This window comes from Candidatus Methylomirabilota bacterium, from assembly GCA_036005065.1.
In the GTDB taxonomy this organism is placed as follows: domain Bacteria; phylum Methylomirabilota; class Methylomirabilia; order Rokubacteriales; family DASRDR01; genus DASYQW01.
Map to the genome: position 1 here is coordinate 15461 of DASYQW010000065.1, position 16470 is coordinate 31930.

A 16470-nucleotide genomic window follows, 5' to 3' on the forward strand; every position below is an offset into this window, starting at 1 on the left:
CAACCACGCCTGAAGCGGGGCAAACCCGCAGAAGTATACGGGCAAACCCGGGCGAACGCCAGGGGCTTTTTTGCTTCTACAACCGGACCAGAACGGCGGAGCGGATGTTGGGCAGGGCCCGGAGCTCGGCCAGGGCGTGGTCGGGAACCGGGCTGTCGAGGTTCAGGATGGAGACGGCCCGCCCGCCCGGGCGCTGCCGGCCGAGCTGCATCCCCGCGATGTTGATCCCGTGAGTGCCGAAGAGGGTCCCGATCCGGCCGATCACGCCGGGGACGTCGTCGTTGGAGAACACCACCATCCAGCCCTCGGGATGGGCCTCCATCCCGTACCCGTCGACCTGGACGATCCGCGGCTCCTTCCGGTGGAAGAGGGTTCCGGCGACCTGCCAGGTGCCGACGTCGGTCCTGAGCTCGGCGCTCAGGAGGCTCGCGAAGTCCTCGCTGACCGGCGTCTTCGACTCGACCACCCGCAGCCCACGCTGCCGAGCCAGATACGGCGCGTTCACGTCGGTGACGTTCTCTTCCAGGATGACCGCGAGAAACCCGCGCAGGAACGTCACGGTGAGCGGCTGCACGGCGAGCCCCGCCACCTCGCCGGCGTAGTGGAGCTTGATCTCGGCCATGCGCCCCTGCCCCACCTGGCCCAGGAAGGAGCCGAGCTTGCCGGCCAGAAGGAGGTAGGGCTTGAGCTCCTTGAGGACCTCGGGGTCCACGCTCGGCGCGTTCACCGCGTTGCGGACGATGCCCCGCACGAGCAGGTCCGCGACCTGCTGGGCGACCGCCACCGCCACCGAGGTCTGGGCCTCCTCGGTGGAGGCGCCGAGGTGCGGCGTCACCACGACCTGGTCGAGGTCGAGGACCGGCGAGCCCCACGGCGGCTCGTGCTCGAAGACGTCGAAGGCCGCGGCCGCCACCTTCCCCGCCTGGATGGCGGCGGCCAGCGCCGCCTCCTCGATGATGCCGCCCCGCGCGCAGTTGACCAGGCGCACCCCGTCCTTCATCTTCGCGAGCTCGGCGGCGCCGATCAGCCCCCGGGTGTCCCGGGTCAGCGGGACGTGGACCGAGACGAAGTCGGCCCGCCGGTAGAGCGTGTCCAGATCCACCAGCTCGACTCCGAGGCGCTGGGCCACCTCCTCGGTGAGATAGGGATCGTAGGCGATCACCGTCATGGCGAAGCCCTGCGCCCGGCGGGCCACCTCGGCCCCGATCCGGCCGAGTCCGATCACCCCGAGCGTCTTCCCGTAGACCTCGGCGCCGAGGAAGCGCTCGCGCTCCCACTTCCCGCTCTTGAGCTGGGCGTGGGCCTGGGGAAGCTTGCGCGCCATGGCGAGGAGCAGCGCCATCGTGTGTTCGGCGGCCGAGATCGTGTTTCCACCCGGCGTGTTCATGCACACGATGCCGCGGCGGCTGGCGGCGTCCACGTCCACGTTGTCGAGCCCGATGCCGGCCCGGCCGATGACCTCGAGGGCCGGGCCGGCGTCGATCACCTCCGCCGTGATCTTGCTCGCGCTCCGCACGATGAGGCCCGCGTAGGGGGCGACCCGCCGGGCCAGCTCGGCCGGAGGCAGCGTCGGGATCACGTCCACCTCGAGCCCCTCGGCGCGGAGGACCTGGACGCCGACGTCCTGGAGCGAATCGGTGACGAGCACCCGCTTTTGCTTCCGAGGGGGGCTTTGCCCCCCTCCGACGTCTTCCGGACGCTGGGCGCGGCGCTCTGGCACCACCGACCTAGCCCTCTTTGACGAGGAGCCGCTGGGCGGCACCGACGCCGGCCCCCAGCTCCACCGGCGCGCCGAGTCCCGCCAGCACGCGCTCGAGAGCGGCCAGCCCCACGATGACGTCGTACTCGCCGACGTAGCCCAGGTGGGCGAGGCGGAAGATTCGGCCCTTCATCTCACCCTGGCCGCCAGCGATCGTGATGTTGTGCTGCTCCCCGTACGCGCGCACGACCGCCTCCCCGTCGAGACCCGCGGGCGACACCAGGGCGGTGACGGCGGGGCTCGGGGTCGCGCGGGTGAACAGGGTGAGACCGAGGGCCTCGGCGCCGCCGCGCATGGCGCGAGCCAGGCGCTCGTGGCGGCGGTAGACCTGCGGCAGACCCTCCGCCCTGATGAGCCCGAGGGCCACGTCGAGACCCATCAGGAGCGAGACGGCGGGGGTGTACTGGGCCTGGCGCTTGGCCTGCCATTTCCGCTCGGTCCGGAGGTCCCAGTAGTACCTGGGACAGGCGGCGCGGTCGGCCGCGCGCCACGCGCGGTCGTTGAGCGCGATGAAGGCCAGGCCGGGCGGGCACATCAGGCCCTTCTGCGAGCCGGTGACGACGACGTCCATGCCCCAGGCGTCCATCGGGCACGGGACGGCGCCGAACGAGGAGACGGCGTCGACGACGAGCAGGGTGTCGGTGGCCCGCGTCAGCGCGGCATAGCCCTCGATGTCCTCGAGGACCCCGGTCGACGTCTCGCTCTGCGTCGCGAAGAGCGCCCTGGCCGCCGGGTGGGCTCGGAGGGCCGCCGCCACCCGTTCCGGCGGGACGGTCTCCCCGTAGGGGGCGTCGAGGGCGTGGACGGTGACGCCGAACGCCTGGCAGATCGCGCCCCACCGCTCCCCGAACTTCCCGCAGCGGACCACCAGCGCCTCGTCCCCCGGCGACAGGAGATTGACCACCGCGGCCTCCATGGCGCCCGTCCCCGAGGCCGCCAGGATCAGCACCTCGCTCCGGGTCTCCAGGAGCTCGGCGAGCGAGGCCCGCACGCGGGCGAAGAGCGCCTCGAACTCGGGGGTGCGGTGATGAAGGATCGGACGCGAGAGGGCCTGGAGCACCTCGGGCGGGATGGGCGTCGGCCCGGGGGCCATCAGATAGTACTTCTTCATGCGGCGCTCCTTTCGAGCTGGGGGCCGACGGCGAACCCGACCCCTGGGGGTTCCGGCCACGCCTCTCCACTATATGGCGGGGTCCGTCTCCGGTCAACCGGAGACCGGTCAGGCCGGGGGCCCCCGCCCGCGACCCAGGAGAGTGTCGGAGTAATCCGGCCCGGCGCCGACCAGCGAGCGCGTGGTATCTCGGGGAGCGCTCAGAGCGGCGGCTTCGCCGCCGCCACGACGGGGGGGCATCGGGGGTCTTCCGAGACCCCCTCGAAATGACCTATCGGCCGAAGTCGAAGGGCGGGCGGAAGACGCCGCGCTCGGTCACGATGGCGGTGATGAGCGCGGCCGGGGTCACGTCGAAGGCCGGGTTCCGGGCGGGAGACGCGGCCGGCGCGATCCGCTGGCCCGCCAGCTCCTGGATCTCCCGCGGGTCGCGCTCCTCGATGGGGATCGCCTGGCCGTCGGGGAGCGTGGGGTCGATGGTGGAGAAGGGCGCCGCCACGTAGAACGGAAGCCGGTGAGCCTGGGCCAGGACGGCCAGGCCGTACGTTCCGATCTTGTTCGCGGTGTCGCCGTTGGCGGCGATCCGATCCGCGCCCACCACGACGAGGTCGATCTCGCCTCGCGCCATCATCGAGGCCGCTGCCACGTCCGCGATGAGGGTGTGGGGGATCCCCTCCTTGGCGAGTTCCCACGCCGTGAGCCGCGCCCCCTGCAGGACCGGCCGCGTCTCGTCCACCCAGACGAAGGGTCGCTTGCCGGCCTCGACGGCGGCTCGGACGACGCCGAGCGCCGTCCCGTATCCGGCGGTGGCCAGCCCGCCGGCGTTGCAGTGCGTCAGGATGCGCGCGCCCTCGGGGACGAGCGAAGCTCCGTGAGCCCCGAGGCGCCGGTTGGCCGCGATGTCCTCCTCCAGGATGGTCTCCGCCTCGGCCGCGAGGCGCGCCCGCAGGGTCGCGACCGGGAGTGCCTGGTGATCGACGGCATCCCGGCGCATCCGCTCGAGCGCCCAGAAGAGATTCACCGCGGTCGGCCGGGTGGCGGCGAGGCCCTTGATCGCCACCTCGAGGTCCGCCATGAAGTCGTCGAAGCGCGTCGCCTGGCTGGCGAGCGCCGCCAGCGCCACGCCGAAGGCCGCCGTCACGCCGATGGCCGGAGCGCCCCGGACGGCGAGCGAGCGGATCGCCTCGGCCACCTCCTCCCAGGTGCGGCACTCGAGGGAGACCTCCTCGCCCGGGAGCCGCCGCTGATCGAGGAGGAGGACGCGATCGCCCAGCCAGGCGACCGTGGTGAAGGCGAGCGTGGGCGCCAAGGTTACCGGAGCGCGGCCAGGCGGGCCTCGAGCTCGTCCGGCGAGAGCCCGGTGACCCGGATCAGCTTCGTCCGCGCGCTCTGACCGCGCAGGATCGTGACGGCCGAGCGGGGGCGATCGAGCACCCGAGCGAGCAGTGCCCGGACCGCTTCGTTGGCGGCGCCGCCGGCGGGGGGCGCGGTGACCCGGACCCGCAGCGCCGCGCCGGCCTGGGCGGCGATCTCGTTCCGCGCCGCCCGCGGCCTCACCTCCACGGTGAGGCGGGACTCCCGGGGCTCCCGGACCCGATCAGCCGGCATCGGGCGCCGCCAGCTTCTGCTCGATGAGCCGCTGGTGCATCCGGAGCGTGGACAGCAGCTCCTCGGCCAGCTGGCGCCGCTGCTGCTTGAAGGCCGCGATCTCCGACATCAGCTTGCCCTGCTCCTGGCGCGTCTCCTCGAGGAGCTTCTCGGCCTGGAGCTGTGCCTCCCGCAGGACGATCTCGGCCGCGCGCCGCGAGTTCTCCTTGAACTCCTCGGCCATCTTCTGCGTGGTGATCAGGGTCTCCTGGAGCGTCTTCTCCCGCCCTTCCAGGTCGCGGGTCCGGTCCTCGAGCGTCGCCAGCTGCTCCTTCAGGAGGTTGTTCTCCTTGACCAGGTCTTCCCAGTCGTCGGCCACTTCCTCGAGGAACGCGTCCACCTCCTGGGGGTCGAAGCCGCGGATCAGCTTGACTCCGAACTGCTGCTGCCGAATGTCCATCGCCGACAATCGCATGGGAGTCCTCCTGGCCCCCGGGCTCAGCTGAGTCGGTAGGCCGCCTGGACGAGGACCGGGACGAGGAATCGCTGAAGGAACATGATCGCCAGGATCACGATGATCGGCGAAAAGTCGATCCCGGTCTGCCCAGTGGGGAGCCGCCGTCGGATCGGCCCGAGAACTGGCTCCGTGATGCGGTAGAGAAACTGCACGATCGGGTTCCCCGGATCGGGATTCACCCAGGACACGAGGGCCCGGATGATGATGATCCACATGTACGCCCAGAGCACGTACTCGATCAGCCAGGCCACGGTCAGCAGGAGCTCGCGGAAGACGAACATGTGGTTACTTGGGGTCGCCCCGGCCGAGTTCGCGGGAGCGCTGGGTGGCGCGCTCCACCGCGTCGATCAGCGTCCGGCGGAGCCCTCCGGACTCGAGCGTGTGGATGCCGGCGATGGCCGTGCCACCGGGCGAGGTCACCATGTCCTTGAGCTGACCCGGGTGCGTCCCCGTCTCGATCAGGAGCCGCGCCGACCCCAGGACCGTCTGGGCCGCCAGCGTCATGGCTGTCTGGCGGTCGAGCCCGACTCGCACCCCGCCGTCCGCCAGCGCCTCGACGACGAGAGCGATGTAGGCGGGGCCCGAGCCCGACAGTCCCGTCACCGCGTCCATCAGCTCCTCCTCGAGCACCACCACCTTGCCGACCGCCGAGAAGATCTCCTGCGCCGTCTCCAGGTCGCCAGGCTCCAGCCCCTCGGCCCGGGCGATGGCGGTGGCCCCTTCCAGGACCAGGGCCGGCGTGTTCGGCATGGTCCGGATCAGCCGGATTCCCGGGGGGAGACAGCTCCGGATCTTGCCGGTCGACACCCCGGCGGCGATGGAGACGAGGAGCTTCCCGTCGACCACCGGGGAGATCTCGGTGAGGACCATCGCGAGGATCTGCGGCTTCACGGCCAGGATCACGACGTCGACCCGGCGCACGAGCAGGCGATTGTCCGAAAGGGTGTGGACACCGTAGAACCGCGCCAGCTCCTCGAGCCGATCGAGGCGCACGTCGGCGACGAAGAGGTTCTCGGGCGGGATCAAGCCGGTCTTGAGGAGGCCGCGGATCAGGGCCTCGCCCATGTTGCCGCCACCCAGGAAGCCGACCTTCTTCCCCTTGATCGACACCGCTCAGTTCAGCTTGGGGCGGGAGCGCCTGCTGCCGCTCCCCCCCAACTCCCCCCACCAGCAGCCCGCTGCTTGCCGTTGTCCCCGCACGGCCACATCCCGCATCGATCTCTTCACGCGCCCTCGGTTCAGCTTGGGGCGGGAGCGCCTGCTGCCGCCCGCTGCTTGCCGTTGTCCCCGCCGAGAAACGTCTCGCATGGATTCCGTCACGGGCTCAGTGCCCTCGGGGCCCGAAGATCGCCGTACCCACTCGCACGAGGGTCGCGCCCTCCTCCACCGCCACCTCGAAATCCCCGCTCATCCCCATCGAGAGCTCGCCCAGGTCGGGACCGAGCCCCCAACCCCGCGCCGTCTCCCGGAGCTTCGCCAGCTCGCGGTAGTACGGGCGCGACTCCTCCGGGTCCCGGGGCAGCGGGGGAATCGTCATGAGCCCGCGCAGCCGGAGGCCCGGCATCCCGGCCATCGCCTCCAGCGCCGGGCGGAGCGCGGCCGGCCGGAAGCCGCCCTTCGACGATTCGTCGGCCACGTTCACCTGCACCAGGACCTCGGCTCGGCGGCCCTCGCGAACGGCCCGCGCCGAGAGCGTCTCCGCGAGCGGGAGGCGGTCGAGGGACTGAATCACGTCGAAGCACGCGAGAGCGTCGCGCACCTTGTTGGTCTGGAGGTGGCCGACCAGGTGCCAGGGCACGGACCGGCCCAGCACGGCGATCTTCTCGCGGGCTTCCTGGACCCGGTTCTCCCCGAGCGCCGGCACGCCCGCGTCGATCGCCGCCTGGATCCGCTCCACCGGCACCGTCTTGGACACCGCGACGATCAGCACGGCGTCGGGCCGGCGGCCGGCCCGCTCGGCCGCGCGGGCCACCCGCTCCCGGACGGCCGCCACATTGGCCCCGATCTGGCCGTCACCCATAGGTAATCGTGTATTGTAGCCTTTCTGTCGGGGCCCTGCCACCAATCCCCCATCCGGGACGGCCTTCAGTCGAGCAGGGCCAGCGCGGCCAGCCGCCCGCCCCCGCCCTCGCGCCGATAGGAGAAGAAGAGGTCACGGCGACAGGAGGTGCAGAGACGCGGGTTGACGATCGCCTCGGGTCGCACGCCGGCCGCGGCCAGCTGGTCGGCGTTGGCCTGCCAGAGATCGAGCCACCACCTGCCCGGGCCATGCGGGCGGGCCCAGCGCGCCCACTCCCGCGGGAACGCGGCGCGCAGGGGACCCGTGACGGGCTCGTCCACCTCGTAGCAGCAGGGGCCGATCGACGGCCCGATGGCGGCCAGGAGGTGCGCGGGCCGGACTCCGAAGCGCGAGACCAGGAGCGCGACGAGGTGTCCGAGAAGCCCGGTGACGGTCCCTCGCCAGCCGGCGTGCGCGACGGCCAGCACGCGACACTCGGGGTCGGCCAGGACGACTGCCAGGCAGTCGGCGGTGAAGATGGCCAGAGGCCGGCGCGGCGCCGCGGTGATGAGGGCGTCGCCGACGCCGGCCAGGCCGGGCGGGACGTCGTCAGCCACGAGACAGCGCGCGCCGTGGACCTGCCGGGCATAGTGGATGGCGCCCGGGCCGACCCCGAGCGACGCCAGCGCGGGGCCGTCACCGAACGGGCCTGCCGACGCGGAGACGGGCCCGATCGGAGCGTGGTGGCGGGTCGTGAAGGCGTGGCGGACGCCGACCGCCGCGAGCGGATCGAGGGTGAGGTGGGTCGGGGGCGTGTTGTGAAACGTCACCACGGGCTGGGAGACGCGGGTGAGCGCGGGCGCCCCCGGCTAGCCGGCCACCACGTGAGTGACCCGACACGGCCGAGCGGGGCCCCGCACGCTAGTCGGCTTGCCTCCGCAGGAACGCCGGAATATCCAGGTCGTCCGCGAGCGGATCGCTGCCGTCGGCGCGGACGCCGTCCACGCGCGGCCGGCGCCAGGGCGCCCGCTCCCCACCGCGGAAGGCCTTGAGGTCAACGGCTCGACCGGCCAGGGCCGGGCCGACGCCCGCCCCCACCAGGGCCGCCGGCGCCCCGATCGCCGGTGCGCCTCGCCGGTCGTCGAACCCGGTGGCGATGACGGTGACCCGGATCTCCTCCACGAGCGTCTCATCCACGACCGCGCCCACGATGATGTTGGCCTCCTCGTGGGCCGCCTCGGCCACCGCGCTGGCGGCCTCGTTCACCTCGTGGAGCGTGAGGTCCGGACCGCCCGTGATGTTGATCAAGACCCCCCGGGCTCCCTCGATGGAGGTCTCCTCGAGGAGCGGGCTGGCGATCGCCTTCTGGGCGGCGTCGATCGCCCGGTGCTCGCCGCGTCCCACGCCGGCGCCCATGAGCGCGAGCCCCATCCCCGACATGATCGTGCGGACATCCGCGAAGTCCAGGTTGATGAGCCCCGGCACGAGGATCAGGTCCGAGATGCCCTGGACCGCCTGGTGGAGCACCGAGTCCGCGACCCGGAAGGCCTCCTGGAGCGAGGTGCCCTTCTCGACCACGGTGAGGAGGCGCTGGTTCGGGATCTGGATGAGCGTGTCGACGATCCCCCGGAGCTCCTGGATCCCGGCGTCCGCCTGCCGGCTGCGGCGGCTCCCCTCGAAGGCGAACGGCTTGGTGACGACCGCCACCGTGAGGGCCCCGAGCTCCTTGGCCAGGCTCGCCACGACCGGGGCGGCGCCGGTGCCCGTCCCGCCACCCATGCCGGCGGTGATGAAGATCATGTCCGCGCCGCCCAAGGTCTGTTGCAGGACCTCGCGGTCCTCGCTCGCCGCTCGCCGGCCGATCTCGGGGTCGGAGCCGGCGCCGAGGCCGCCGGTGAGCTTGGCGCCCAGCTGGATCTTCATCGGCGCGGGGGAGGCTCGAAGCGCCTGCGCATCGGTATTGGCCACGATGAAAGTCACGCCGGCGAACCGCGAGGCGATCATGCGGTTCACCGCGTTGGACCCCCCGCCGCCGAGCCCGACCACCTTGATCTTGGCCGCGAGCTGGTCGTCCTCTTCCTCGAGCCGGAAGATCAACCCCTCCGCCATTGTCCCCCCCTCCCGTGAAAGGCTCGTGTTCCCCGCGCTCCCTCAGCTCCTCCCCCGCCGCGGGGGGGAGGCAGGCCCCGAAGCCGTCGCCGAAAGGCGACGGCCGCGGCTTTGCCGCGGGGGCATTCTCCGGGGGCCGTCGAGGCCCCCTCCGAAGTTAGAAGAGCTGCCCGACCCACTCCCGTACCCGGCGCACTGCGCGCCCCACGCCGGGCAGCGACCCGTCGGCGGCCGGACCCGCGAAGGCCGTCCCGGCCGGCCGGTCGCGCCGGGCCCCGTAGAGGACCAGCCCCACGCCGGTTGCGTACATCGGGTTCTCCACCCGGTCGTACAGTCCCCCGACCCACTTCGGGATCCCGCGGCGGACGGGGAGATCGAAGATCGACTCGGCCAGCTCGGGTACCCCCGCCATGACCGTGGCGCCGCCCGTCACGACGACGCCGGCAGTGGCCGCGTCCTCCAGCCCGGCCTGGGTGATGCCGCGCGCCACCAGCGTGAAGATCTCCTCGATCCGCGCCTGGATGATCCGCGCGAGCGTGTGTCGCGAGAGCACGCGCGGCTTGCGGCCCCCGATCGACGGGACCTCGACCGTCTCCTCCTCGAAGATGAGCGCCGTCTGTGCGCAGCCGTACACCTTCTTGAGCTCCTCGGCATCGGCCAGCGGCGCCCGAAGCCCTACCGCGATATCGTTGGTGATGTGGTCGCCGCCGAGGGGAATGACCGCCGTGTGCCAGACGGCGCCCTCGCGGAAGAGTGCCACGTCGGTGGTGCCGCCCCCGATGTCGATCACGACCACGCCGAGGTCGCGCTCGTCCGGCGTCAGGACCGATTCGGCCGACGCCAGCGGCTGCAGGACGAGGTCTCGCACCGTCAGCCCGGCCCGGTTCACGCTGCGCACGACATTCTGGGCCGCCGCCACCGCTCCGGTGACGAGGTGCACCTCGACGCCCAGACGGCTGCCGAGCATTCCGAGCGGCTCACGGATCCCGTCCTGGTCGTCGATCGAGAAGGCTTGGATGAGGACGTGGAGAATCTCGCGGTCGGGCACCAGCGGCACGTCGCGCGCGACCCCGAGGGCCCGCTCGACGTCGGCCGGGCCGACTTCGCGGCCCCGTCCCTGGACGGCCACCACGCCCTGACTGTTGATCCCGGTGAGGTGCCCACCCCCGATCGACGCGTAGACGGCGTCGACTTCCACGCCGGCCATCTGCTCCGCCTCCTGGACGGCGCGCTTGATCGCCTCGACCGTGGAGTCGATGTTCACGACCATCCCCTTCCGAAGCCCCCGCGAAGGGTGCTGGCCGATGCCGAGAATGTCCACTCCGCTCGAGCTCACCTCCCCGATCAAGGCGCAGACCTTGGTGGTCCCGACGTCCAGACCCGCGATCGTGGGCGATTTCCGCATCGTTACCGTTCCTTGTGCGCCCGCCTGGCGGTCAGGCCGCGGGGCTTGAGCACCACCAGGTCGCGGAAACGGAGATCCACGGATTCCACGCGCTCCCCTCGCTCCTCGAGCTCGCCGAGCACGCCGTCGAGCCGCGCGAGGCGCTCATCCCAGCCCTCACGGCCCACGCGCACCTCCACGCCCTCCGCGGTGTAGAACACGGGGCCCTCGCCCCGCGACAGGTCGATCTCGGACACGACGGCCGCGACCCGGCCTCCCGTGCGCTGGACGGCGCGCAGGAGCGCGAGCCCGGTCTGGAGGCGGTCCCCGACCGGGTAGTCGGCGCCGGCCGAGGGGCGTTCGACGCCGCCGAGGATCGGCAGCGGGGGCGCGGTCGGGCGTCGCTCGGGGCCGACCAGGTGGCCGTCGGCGTCGACCCAGTGGAGGCCGCCTTCGGGCCCGGTCACGTTGATCAGCGCGTAGGGCTGGCGCTCGTCGACCGCGACGGCGACCCGGCCCGGCAAATGGCGGATCACGCGGGCGCGTTGGACACCGGGCAGCGCTTCCACGCGGTCGACGACGGCCTCCGAATCCAGGAGGAGCAGGTTCGTCCCTGGCTCGATCCGGGCGGCCGCCAGGATGGCGGCCTCGGGGATGCGGCGTGTCCCTCGCACCTCGACGTGCCGGACGGCGAGGAGGGGAGTGGTCGTCAGCGCGTGGACGCCCGCGCCGGCGACGGCGGCGAGCACGGTGAGCCCGAGCCCCGTCCCCAGCACCCACCCCGTGGTACGGAGCGCGCGGCGCAGGCGCCGGGACCGGCGGGCCGGGTGCCGCTGACTGGCGATGAACGGCTGGCGCGACGCGGTATCGACCGGACGCCCGGGACGGGTTCGCGGGACCAGGAGCGCGCCTCGGCTCCGGCCGGGACCACTCAGCGAGGGCACCCTGGAAGCCATCCTTCCGCCGCTCTTACTCGCCACAGATCCGGAGCTCCGGCTGTAGCTGGATACCGGTCTGCTTGTGGACTCGCTCCAGGGCCAGCTCCATGAGCGCCAGGACGTCGGCCGCGGTGGCACCACCCCGGTTGACGATGAAGTTGGCGTGCTTGGCGGAGATCTCGGCGGCGCCGACGCGCTTGCCCTTGAGCCCGGCCTTCTCGAGGAGCTTGCCCGCCTGGTCGAAGGAGGGGTTCTTCCAGACGCACCCGGCCGACGCGAGGGCGAGCGGCTGGGTGGACTTCTTCTGCTTCAGACGCGCCTTGATCTCGGCGTAGATCTCCTTCTGGGGCTTGCGGTGGAGCGTGAGGCGGACCCCCAGCAGGATCGAGCCCGGCGGGAAGCTGAAGGTCCGGTAGGCGAAGGTTCCGGTCGAGGGCTTGAGCTCCCCGATGGTTCCGTCGGCGTGCAAGAAGTAGACGGCCGAGACGAAGTCGCCGATGGACCCGTCCTGCGTCCCGGCATTCATGGCCAGGGCGCCGCCGATCGTGGCCGGGATGCCCACCAGGCATTCCACCCCGCCCAGGCCGAGCGACGCCGCCTCGCGGATCATCGTCGACAGGCCCGCGCCGCCCCCGATGGTCACCTCTTCACCGTGGAACTCCATGCGGCCGAGGCAGCCTTCCAGCTTGATGACGATCCCCCGAATGCCTCGGTCCTTGACGAGGACGTTGTTGCCGCCCCCCAGCACGACGACGGGGAGCTTCTCTTTCTCCGCGTACATCAGCGCCTTGCGGACGTCGTCCACGTCCTGCGGGAGCACGAAGATGTCGGCCGGGCCCCCGCAGCGGAGGGAGGTGTGGAAGGCCAAGGGTTCCTTGAAGCGGACCTCACCGCGGATCTCACCCAGCATGGCGGTCTCCTTCCACGTCGAGGGCGCAGGCGGTCAGGCGTGCCAGCACCTGATCGGCGACACCCCCGATGTCCCCGGCCCCCATCGTGAGGACCAGGTCGCCGGGTCGCACGGCGCCGAGGAGGAACTCGACGAGCTCTCCTCGGTCGCTCACGTAACGGACCTCCCGGGTGGTTCGGGCGGCGACCCCCTCGGCCAGGGTCCGGGCATGAACCCCGGGAATGGGGGGTTCGCCGGCCGGGTAGATGTCGGTGATCACCAGCACGTCGGCGTCGGCGAAGGCCGACAGGAACTCGGCGTGCAGGTGGAATGTCCGCGTGTACCGGTGCGGCTGGAACACGACGACGAGCCGCCGGCCGAAGCCCTGGCGCGCCGCCTGGAGCGTGGCCCGGATCTCGGCCGGATGATGCCCGTAGTCGTCGACGACCAGGATCCCGCCCGCCTCACCCTTGACCTGGAAGCGGCGCTGGACCCCCGTGAAGCTCGCCAGCGCTTCCTGGATGGCCGCGAACGGCACCTCGAGGTCGAGGCCGACCGCCGCGGCGGCCAGGGCGTTCGCCGCATTGTGGGCCCCCGGGACCTGGAGCGAGAGCTCTCCCAGCGATTCCCCGCGATGGAGCACCTCGAAGCGGGCGCTCAGCTCGTGGAGACGAAGCGAGGCGGCCACCAGGTCGGCCGGCGCCCCGAGTCCGTACGTGATGACGCGCTTCTCGATCCGGGGCAGGAGCGCCCGGATCTCGGGCTGGTCTAGGCAGAGGACGGCGGCCCCGTAGAAGGGCACCTTGTCGACGAAGTGGAGGAACGCCTCCCGGATCTCGACGAGGTCGCGGTAGTAGTCGAGATGCTCGGCATCGATCGTCGTCACCACCGCGATGGTCGGCGTGAGCCGCAGGAAGGAGCCGTCCGATTCGTCGGCCTCCGCCACCAGGAACTCTCCCTGCCCCAGCCGCGCATTCGCCCCGAAGGCGGTGACGCGCCCGCCGACCACCACCGTCGGGTCGAGCCCCGCTTCGGCCAGCACGGCCCCCACCATCGAGGTGGTCGTCGTCTTTCCGTGCGTCCCGGCGATCGCGATGCCGTACTTCACGCGCATCAGCTCGGCCAGCATCTCGGCCCGCCGGATCACCGGGATGCTGCGCTGGCGGGCCGCCTGGAGCTCCGGGTTGTCGCGGGCGACGGCCGAGGAGTAGACGACGACGTGAGCCCCCTCGATCTGGCTCGCCGCGTGCCCGATGAAGACCTTGGCCCCCAGGCGCTCGAGTCGCTCGACGACCTCGTTCCGCTTCTGGTCGGAGCCGGTCACGCGGTAGCCGAGGGTGAGGAGCACCTCGGCGATCCCGCTCATCCCGGCACCGCCGATCCCGACGAAGTGGATCTGCTGGTACCGCTTCAGCATGCGGGCGGCGCTCATGCCTGGGTCCCCACGCTCTCAGACATCCGCGTGCTGCGAGATGTTCAGCAGCACCCCGACCCCGGCCATGGCCACCAGGAGCGACGAGCCGCCGAACGACACGAAAGGCAGCGGGAGCCCCTTGGTCGGCAGCAGCCCTACCACCACCCCGAGATTCACCAGGGCCTGAGTGGTCAGCATCGCCGTGATCCCGAGGGCGGCCAGGGCGCCGAACGGATCGGCCACCCGCAGCCCGATCCGGACGCCTCGCCAGAGCAGGAGGCTGAAGAGGGCGACCGTGACGACGGCACCGACGAAGCCCAGTTCCTCCCCCACGATCGCGAAGATGAAGTCCGTGTGAGGTTCCGGGAGGTAGAAGAGCTTCTGCTTCGATTCCCCGAGCCCGCGGCCGGTGAGCCCGCCGCCCCCCAGCGCCAGGTAGGACTGGATGATCTGGAAGCCCGCGCCCCGGGGGTCCGCCCACGGGTCGAGGAACGCGAAGACCCGCCGCAGGCGATAGCTGGCGCCGGTGACCGCCACCACGATCACCGGCACCGCCGCCGCGCCCACCAGCGCCATGTGCGACAGCCGGGCCCCCGCCTGGAAGAGCATGCAGAGGATCACCGCCACCAGGGCCACGCTCGAGCCGAGGTCGGGCTGCCGCATGATCAGAGCGGCCATGGCGCCCGTCACCAGCAGCGGCGGGAAGAACCCCCGCCAGAAGCGCTCCAGCGTGACCTGGCGGCGGGCGAGGAAGTCCGCCAGGTAGAGCACGAGGGCGAGCTTGGCGAGCTCGGTGGGCTGGAACGAGAACGGCCCCCAGCGGAGCCAGCGCCGCGTCCCGTTGATCTCCTGCCCGAAGGGTGGGATCAGCACCAGGAAGAGGAGCGCGAAGGCCACCGCCATGAGCGGGAACACGAAGCTCCGCCACCGTCGGTAGTCCACGCTCATGACGCTCCACAGGACGCCCAGCCCGAGGACGGCCCAGAAGCACTGCTTCTTGAGGAAGAAGTACGGGTCGTGAAATCGGTCCATGGCGAGGATGGCGCTCGACGAGTAGACCATCACGACGCCCAAGCCGAGGAGGCCGAGGACGACGAGGAAGAGAAAGTAGTCCGGGCTGACCTTGCGCGGCACTATCGGCCCCGCCCGATCACGCGACGTCCCTCCCCCACCCGCCGTCCCTCCCCCGTCCGCCTACCCGCCCTCGCGGGCCGGCGGGTCCAGACGCCACACTTCCTCGCGGAAGACCTCGCCGCGGTGCTCGTAGTCGCGGAACATGTCGAACGACGCGCAGGCCGGCGACAGCAGCACCACGTCCCCCGGGGCGGCCAGGGCGAAGGCCTGCCGCACCGCCCCCCCCATGGAGTCGGCGGCGTGGACGGCCGTCACCGCGGCGAGCGCGGGCCCGAGGGTAACCCGGCCCTCGCCGATCAGCACGGCCGCCTTGACCCGCCCGGCCGCCGCCGCCAGCGGGGTGAAGTCCTGGCCCTTGTCGCGCCCGCCCGCGATGAGCACCACCGGCTCGCCAAAGGACGCCAGCGCCTTGAGCGTCGCGTCCACGTTGGTCCCCTTGGAGTCGTTGTAGAAGGCGACGCCCCGCAGCTCGCGGATCCACTCGAGACGATGGGCGACCCCGCGGAACGCCTTGATGGCCGCCCGCAGGCGCTCGGGCGGCACGCCGGCCCATGCGGCGCAGACGGTGGCCGCCAGCACGTTCTCCAGGTTGTGGTCGCCGCGGAGGAAGATCTCTTCGAGGGGGCACACGGCCGCCGCCTGAGTACCGAGCCGGAGGGTCACCCATCCGCCATCCACGTAGGCCCCGGCGTCGACGGGGGCGCGGCGGCTGAACCACAGGACCCGACCCCGCGGCCGGGTCGCCAGCGCCGCGGCGCCCGGGTCGTCGGCATTGACGACGGCCCAATCGTCGGCGGTCTGGCGCAGAAAGATCCGTGCCTTGGCCTCCGCGTACGCGGCCAGCGTCCGGTGGCGATCGAGGTGGTCCGGCGTGAGGTTCAGCAGCGCCGCCACCCGCGGGCGGAACGCGTCGGTCGTCTCGAGCTGGAAGCTGGAGACCTCCGCCACCACCAGCCCGTCGGCCGGGAACGCGAGCGCCTCGGCCGCCAGCGGCCGCCCGATGTTGCCACCCACCAGGACCGGCCGGCCCGACGCCTGGAGGAGCGCCCCGACGAGCGCCGTCGTGGTGGTCTTGCCGTTGGTTCCGGTCACCGCGATGACGTCCGCCGTCATGGCCCGGTACGCGAGCTCGATCTCTCCGATGACCGGCACGCCGCGCCGCCGGCAGTCGGCGAGCTCCGGCTGGTCGGCCGGTACCCCGGGGCTCACGACCACGAGCTCCACGTCGCGGAACGCCGCCGGCGGGTGGCCGCCCGCGTAGAGGCTCACGCCCTCGGCGGCGAGCGCCTGCGCGACCGGGCTCAAGGCCGAGGCCGCCTGGGCGTCGGTGGCGGTCACCTCGGCGCCGCACGCGAGGAGAAGACGGGACGCCGCCACGCCGCTCCGCGCGAGCCCCACCACGGTCACCCGCCGCCCGGCCAGGGCCGTGCGCCAGGCCGCGCCCCGCTCGGCCGTGATCCACGCGGGCTCGAGCGCCGCCGCCATCATCTCAGACCTCCTCGAAGGGGGGCTTCGCCCCCCTTCCGACGGCCCTCGCGGCACAGCCGCGCCCTTCGCCCTCCGGCGAAGGGATCGGGCCTGCCTCCCCCCAGGAAAAGCCGGAAGTCTGAGGCGCGGCGAGACCGGAGTACG

Annotated in this window: 16 protein-coding genes; all 16 read right to left on the reverse strand. The window is 72.1% G+C overall.

Annotation, left to right across the window (positions count from 1 at the left end; translation table 11 throughout):
• Window positions 1-76: 76 nt before the first annotated feature.
• A complete protein-coding gene (gene serA, locus VGW35_04940) occupies window positions 77-1648 on the reverse strand; it encodes a phosphoglycerate dehydrogenase (protein HEV8306991.1) in 1572 nt (523 codons plus the stop codon).
• Between the two features lie 79 nt (window positions 1649-1727).
• On the reverse strand, window positions 1728-2870 hold the full coding sequence (locus VGW35_04945; protein ID HEV8306992.1) for an alanine--glyoxylate aminotransferase family protein: 1143 nt from the start codon (window positions 2868-2870) through the stop codon (window positions 1728-1730).
• A gap of 271 nt (window positions 2871-3141) precedes the next feature.
• Entirely contained in the window at window positions 3142-4176 is a 1035-nt protein-coding gene (mtnA, locus tag VGW35_04950; GenBank protein ID HEV8306993.1) for an S-methyl-5-thioribose-1-phosphate isomerase, read from the reverse strand.
• A 2-nt stretch (window positions 4177-4178) separates the two neighbouring features.
• Entirely contained in the window at window positions 4179-4475 is a 297-nt protein-coding gene (locus VGW35_04955) for a DUF167 domain-containing protein (protein ID HEV8306994.1), read from the reverse strand.
• Complete coding sequence (locus tag VGW35_04960) at window positions 4465-4929, reverse strand: DivIVA domain-containing protein (GenBank protein HEV8306995.1); 465 nt, start codon at window positions 4927-4929, stop codon at window positions 4465-4467. The genes VGW35_04955 and VGW35_04960 overlap by 11 nt, the downstream gene beginning before the upstream one ends.
• A 23-nt stretch (window positions 4930-4952) precedes the next feature.
• Window positions 4953-5252, reverse strand: coding sequence for a YggT family protein (locus tag VGW35_04965; protein HEV8306996.1), 300 nt, complete (start codon window positions 5250-5252; stop codon window positions 4953-4955).
• Between the two features lie 4 nt (window positions 5253-5256).
• Complete coding sequence (gene proC, locus VGW35_04970; protein HEV8306997.1) at window positions 5257-6075, reverse strand: pyrroline-5-carboxylate reductase; 819 nt, start codon at window positions 6073-6075, stop codon at window positions 5257-5259.
• Between the two features lie 220 nt (window positions 6076-6295).
• Window positions 6296-6991 carry a YggS family pyridoxal phosphate-dependent enzyme gene (locus tag VGW35_04975; protein ID HEV8306998.1) on the reverse strand — a complete coding sequence of 232 codons (696 nt, stop codon included), beginning with the start codon at window positions 6989-6991 and terminating at the stop codon, window positions 6296-6298.
• Window positions 6992-7056: 65 nt separating this feature from the next.
• On the reverse strand, window positions 7057-7803 hold the full coding sequence (locus VGW35_04980) for a polyphenol oxidase family protein (protein HEV8306999.1): 747 nt from the start codon (window positions 7801-7803) through the stop codon (window positions 7057-7059).
• Between the two features lie 88 nt (window positions 7804-7891).
• Entirely contained in the window at window positions 7892-9079 is a 1188-nt protein-coding gene (gene ftsZ / locus VGW35_04985) for a cell division protein FtsZ (protein HEV8307000.1), read from the reverse strand.
• A 157-nt stretch (window positions 9080-9236) separates the two neighbouring features.
• A complete protein-coding gene (gene ftsA, locus VGW35_04990) occupies window positions 9237-10484 on the reverse strand; it encodes a cell division protein FtsA (GenBank protein HEV8307001.1) in 1248 nt (415 codons plus the stop codon).
• 2 nt (window positions 10485-10486) lie between these two features.
• The gene (locus VGW35_04995; protein ID HEV8307002.1) at window positions 10487-11407 is read right to left on the reverse strand and encodes an FtsQ-type POTRA domain-containing protein; all 921 of its coding nucleotides are present in this window, start codon (window positions 11405-11407) and stop codon (window positions 10487-10489) included.
• A gap of 25 nt (window positions 11408-11432) precedes the next feature.
• Window positions 11433-12311, reverse strand: a complete 879-nt coding sequence (gene murB / locus VGW35_05000; GenBank protein HEV8307003.1) for a UDP-N-acetylmuramate dehydrogenase — start codon at window positions 12309-12311, stop codon at window positions 11433-11435.
• Window positions 12301-13707: a UDP-N-acetylmuramate--L-alanine ligase gene (gene murC, locus VGW35_05005; protein ID HEV8307004.1), complete on the reverse strand. Its 1407-nt coding sequence runs from the start codon at window positions 13705-13707 to the stop codon at window positions 12301-12303. The genes murB and murC overlap by 11 nt, the downstream gene beginning before the upstream one ends.
• A gap of 33 nt (window positions 13708-13740) precedes the next feature.
• Window positions 13741-14838 (reverse strand): putative lipid II flippase FtsW, encoded by a 1098-nt coding sequence (gene ftsW / locus VGW35_05010; protein HEV8307005.1) that lies wholly within the window; start codon window positions 14836-14838, stop codon window positions 13741-13743.
• Window positions 14839-14898: 60 nt separating this feature from the next.
• Window positions 14899-16326 (reverse strand): UDP-N-acetylmuramoyl-L-alanine--D-glutamate ligase, encoded by a 1428-nt coding sequence (murD, locus tag VGW35_05015; GenBank protein ID HEV8307006.1) that lies wholly within the window; start codon window positions 16324-16326, stop codon window positions 14899-14901.
• Window positions 16327-16470 lie beyond the last annotated feature (144 nt).

What these genes read in the sequence shown, in the direction of transcription:
- VGW35_04945 (HEV8306992.1), bottom strand. Translation starts at nt 2,870, where the DNA reads ATGAAGAAGTACTATCTGATGGCCCCCGGGCCGACGCCCATCCCGCCC.
- VGW35_04955 (HEV8306994.1), bottom strand. Translation starts at nt 4,475, where the DNA reads ATGCCGGCTGATCGGGTCCGGGAGCCCCGGGAGTCCCGCCTCACCGTG.
- VGW35_04960 (HEV8306995.1), bottom strand. Translation starts at nt 4,929, where the DNA reads ATGCGATTGTCGGCGATGGACATTCGGCAGCAGCAGTTCGGAGTCAAG.
- VGW35_04965 (HEV8306996.1), bottom strand. Translation starts at nt 5,252, where the DNA reads ATGTTCGTCTTCCGCGAGCTCCTGCTGACCGTGGCCTGGCTGATCGAG.
- VGW35_04975 (HEV8306998.1), bottom strand. Translation starts at nt 6,991, where the DNA reads ATGGGTGACGGCCAGATCGGGGCCAATGTGGCGGCCGTCCGGGAGCGG.
- ftsZ (HEV8307000.1), bottom strand. Translation starts at nt 9,079, where the DNA reads ATGGCGGAGGGGTTGATCTTCCGGCTCGAGGAAGAGGACGACCAGCTC.
- ftsA (HEV8307001.1), bottom strand. Translation starts at nt 10,484, where the DNA reads ATGCGGAAATCGCCCACGATCGCGGGTCTGGACGTCGGGACCACCAAG.
- murB (HEV8307003.1), bottom strand. Translation starts at nt 12,311, where the DNA reads ATGCTGGGTGAGATCCGCGGTGAGGTCCGCTTCAAGGAACCCTTGGCC.
- murC (HEV8307004.1), bottom strand. Translation starts at nt 13,707, where the DNA reads ATGCTGAAGCGGTACCAGCAGATCCACTTCGTCGGGATCGGCGGTGCC.
- murD (HEV8307006.1), bottom strand. Translation starts at nt 16,326, where the DNA reads ATGATGGCGGCGGCGCTCGAGCCCGCGTGGATCACGGCCGAGCGGGGC.